The organism is Methanoculleus sp. UBA208, from assembly GCF_002498065.1.
Classification (GTDB): Archaea; Halobacteriota; Methanomicrobia; order Methanomicrobiales; family Methanoculleaceae; genus Methanoculleus.
Genome location: NZ_DAFZ01000088.1, coordinates 1 through 3,616 on the forward strand (window position 1 = coordinate 1; position 3,616 = coordinate 3,616).

4 protein-coding genes are annotated in these 3,616 nt (G+C 62.8%); 3 read left to right on the forward strand and 1 reads right to left on the reverse strand.

All coding sequences use genetic code 11. The annotated features are described in order from the left end of the window. Positions 1 to 216 precede the first annotated feature (216 nt). Complete coding sequence (locus BRA62_RS09130; RefSeq protein ID WP_292366258.1) at positions 217 to 834, reverse strand: hypothetical protein; 618 nt, start codon at positions 832 to 834, stop codon at positions 217 to 219. A 230-nt stretch (positions 835 to 1,064) separates the two neighbouring features. Between BRA62_RS09130 and cfbC the strand changes: the two genes are divergently transcribed. The 3 genes from cfbC to BRA62_RS09145 all read left to right on the forward strand — a co-directional run bounded on the left by cfbC (position 1,065) and on the right by BRA62_RS09145 (position 3,469). Further along, positions 1,065 to 1,883: a Ni-sirohydrochlorin a,c-diamide reductive cyclase ATP-dependent reductase subunit gene (cfbC, locus tag BRA62_RS09135; RefSeq protein WP_292366259.1), complete on the forward strand. Its 819-nt coding sequence runs from the start codon at positions 1,065 to 1,067 to the stop codon at positions 1,881 to 1,883. Beyond that, positions 1,843 to 2,916, forward strand: coding sequence for a nitrogenase component 1 (locus BRA62_RS09140; RefSeq protein WP_292366260.1), 1,074 nt, complete (start codon positions 1,843 to 1,845; stop codon positions 2,914 to 2,916). The genes cfbC and BRA62_RS09140 overlap by 41 nt, the downstream gene beginning before the upstream one ends. A gap of 79 nt (positions 2,917 to 2,995) precedes the next feature. Further along, complete coding sequence (locus BRA62_RS09145) at positions 2,996 to 3,469, forward strand: universal stress protein (protein ID WP_292366261.1); 474 nt, start codon at positions 2,996 to 2,998, stop codon at positions 3,467 to 3,469. Positions 3,470 to 3,616: the final 147 nt, after the last annotated feature.

Consider the following 3,616-nt stretch of genomic DNA (forward strand, 5'->3'; position numbering starts at 1 on the left):
CTCTTCGAGTTTCTCGTGCTCCTGTCGTCCCGACAGTCGCACACCCCCCCGCGGCGATACTCCCACGATCCAGCGTACGGGATTTTCACCACTCACACTTATCAGTGTTAGCGATGGAAAACGAGGCACCACCTGAGCCTCCAACCACCTTAAATGCCTATCCCACCCCGGGTCAACCGACCCGGCTCCCGGACAGCAAAAAAAAGAACCAGCCGGTTACTCCGGCCGGTAGTTCAGGTACAGGCCGTCCACCGTCGCCCTGTCGCCGCCGCTTTTTGCGAGCAGGTCCATGTAGGTGTAGACCTCGGGGGCATCCTTCTTCAGGGCTGCCGGGGTGGTGTGGTAAAGCATGAAGGCATCGGCAAAGAGCGCCGCCTCCCTCTCCTCACCGGGTTGTACGTCCAGGGCCGGGTAAGTTCCGGGGTCCTCGGCGAACGCCGCAAGAACCGTGCTCCCGCCAAAACCCATGGTGCGGTAGACCCGGTACCCCACCTGCCGGGCAAAGGCCTCGTCGGCCCGCGCCGGGTCCCTGTCCGACCGGATGTAGATGGCGTTCTCCTCGGGGACGTAGAGGCCGCTCGTGTTCCCGGACATGTCCTGCTGCCTGAACAACTCGTTCCTGCTGTCGATGTAGACAGTGAGATTCTCCATAAACTCTTCTCTAATCCTGGTGCTCTGTTGCAGCACCAGGGCCTCCGCAAGTGCCGCTTCGGTGCCGCTCCCATCCCTGTTCTCCAGACGGAAACCGGCAACCGGGCTCACAGAGAAGGCCGAACAAACGACGACAATGAGAACAATCGCCGCAATCAACCGTGATCGGAATCGTGGGTCCATGGCTCGTTTTCCCTCTGCAGGACAAAGAGTTTCAAACAGCCAAATATATACTTTTTTAATTTTAAAAAACTAATTATAAACTTCCGATTATCAAAATTGAATAGATAATCCTGCACTCCAGGAAAAAGAGACTTCAAAGATGCGGATCCGGTTGCAACAAAGCATATATAGTTCCAGAGTTGGAACACCATCCGACACCTAATTACCCATGCAAGCGCATAGTAGAAACAATGAAACAGATCGCCCTCTACGGGAAGGGGGGAATCGGGAAATCCACCACTGCAGCGAACCTGTCGGCAGCACTCGCAGGAGAGGGGCTCGATATCCTGCAGATAGGGTGCGATCCGAAGCACGACAGCACCCGCATGCTGATGCACGGGACCTGGATCCCGACGGTCCTCGACCTCATCAGGGAGCGCGGGGACGAGAACATCACCGCCGACGATGTGGTCTACGAAGGGTTCCGGGGGGTGCGCTGCGTGGAGGCCGGCGGGCCTGAGCCGGGGATCGGCTGCGCCGGCCGGGGCATCATCGCGACGTTCCAGCTCCTCGAACGCCTTGACGCCCTCAAAGGCGACGTGATCGTCTACGATGTCCTCGGGGACGTCGTCTGCGGCGGGTTTGCGATGCCGATGCGCGAAGGATACGCGCAGGAGGTCTACCTGGTCACCTCCGGCGAGCTGATGTCCGTCTACGCGGCAAACAACATCGCAAAAGCCATCGCCCGCCTCTCGCGCCGGGTTCGGAGCAGGTGCACGCTCGGCGGCGTGATCTGCAACGCAAAGAACATCGAGGGGGAGGGGGAACTGGTGGAGGAGTTCGCCCGCCGGATCAACTCCCGGCTCATCGCCTATATCCCCCGGTCACGAGTCGTGCAGGTCGCGGAACTGCAGAAGCAGACGGTCGTCGAGTACGCCCCCGACTCCGACCAGGCGGCGGTCTACCAGGAACTTGCACGCACGATCAGCGGAAACGAAACGACGAGTATCCCCACACCCCTCGAGATGGATGAACTCGAATCCTTCGCCCTCGAATTCGTCCAGGTTTGAGGGGTGCACCCTGACCGGGGCGCTCTCGGTGCTCACTGAGGTACGGGATGCCGTCTGCGTCATCCACGGTCCGGCGGGGTGCACGCACCACAACTTCTCCCTCCTTCACGCCACATTGCTCTCGAACGACCGGTTCGAAGTCCCGCGCCTCCTCTCAACCCGCTTAACAGAGAACGGGATCATCTTCGGCGGCGAAGAGGCGCTGGAGAATACCCTGGCGCGGGCGCTCTCGCTCTCGCCCACGCCTGCCTCCGTCTTCGTCCTCTCGACCTGCATCGTCGAGACGATAGGGGACGACGTCGCGGCGGTCTGCGCAAAAGACCGGGGCATCCCGGTGATCGCCGTGCCGACCGCGGGGTTCCTCGGCGGGGTCTTTGAGACCGGCATCAGAAACGCCCTCTCCACCGTCGCCTCGCTCGCCCGGCCGGCGACTGAGGCGACCCTCACGGCAAACCTGGTCGGCGAGAAGAACCTGGAGTACGGCGTCGACGAGAACGCGGCCGAGATCGCGCGCCTCCTCGGCCTGCTCGGCATCGGGGTCAACCTCCGGTTCGTGCGGGGGATCGAGACGGGGGATATCGAACGCCTCGGCTCTGCTGCCGCAAACATCCTCCGGGAACCGGCGCTCCGGCCGGTCGGCGAAGACCTCGAGCGGAGGCTCGGCACGCCCTACGTGGACTCGTTCCCGGCCGGCCTTGACGGGACGTGCCGGTTCCTCGAAGATGTCGGCCGGATCTGCGGCATCGAAGCCTCGGCCGCCGTCGAGGAGGAGCGCGCCTGCCAGGCCGCGATGCTCGAGCAGTTCGCCGACATCGCCGGCAGCAGGGTACGCTTCCAGCCCCCCCACCCCATGCTCAGGGGCGATCCGGGCGCGGAGGCCATCTGCACCGAATGCGCCGAAGCCCTCGATCTTGCCGTCGTCCCGGACGGTACGGCAATCCCACTCCCGTACCCGGCGCCTGTCGGGACCGCCGGCCTCCGACGGATGCTGCACCGGTGGAGGGTTCTTATCCGGGAGGAGAGGCGGGGGTGAGGGGGCGTGGTGCCCGCCGGCGACCGTACGCTTAAATACCCGATGCGCGGAGAGAGAATACAGGAGTGAGTGTCAGAGTATGTTCGAACGTATCCTATTTCCAACGGACTTTTCAGAGCCCTCCATGAAGGTGCTGGAGTACATCCCCGCACTGCAGGAGGCAGGAACCCGGGAGGTTGTCCTCGTCCACGTCATCGACTCAAAGGACATCACGCTGATTGCCTCGGGGGGGCAGGGGTTCCTCGGGACCGTACCCGACCAGGAGCCCGAGGCCCAGCGACAGTTGCGAGAAGAGATCCAGCACCGGATCATCGATACCCGCCGGGCGCTCGAGAGGCAGGGCATCAAGGTGACCGTCCGGACGCCCGTCGGCAGCCCGGGAAAGGAGATCGTGACCGCGGCGGATACAGAGGGGACCTCGCTCATCGTCATCGGTTCCCACGGCCGGTCGAACATCCGAGACCGCCTGCTCGGAACGGTCTCGGAGTACGTGATCAAGAACGCCCGTCAGCCGGTCCTGGTCATCAAGCGGGACAGAGTTGTCGGGAGTTAACTCTCTTCCTTCTTTTTCCCGCTCCGGTTCTTCGGCCCGTCGCATTCGAAGACCTTCGGTCTTCTCACGCTCCTGTCGTTCCGACAGTCGCACCCTACGGCCCGTCGCAAGTCGCACCTGCGGGGCTCCCGCTCCTGCCGTTCCGGC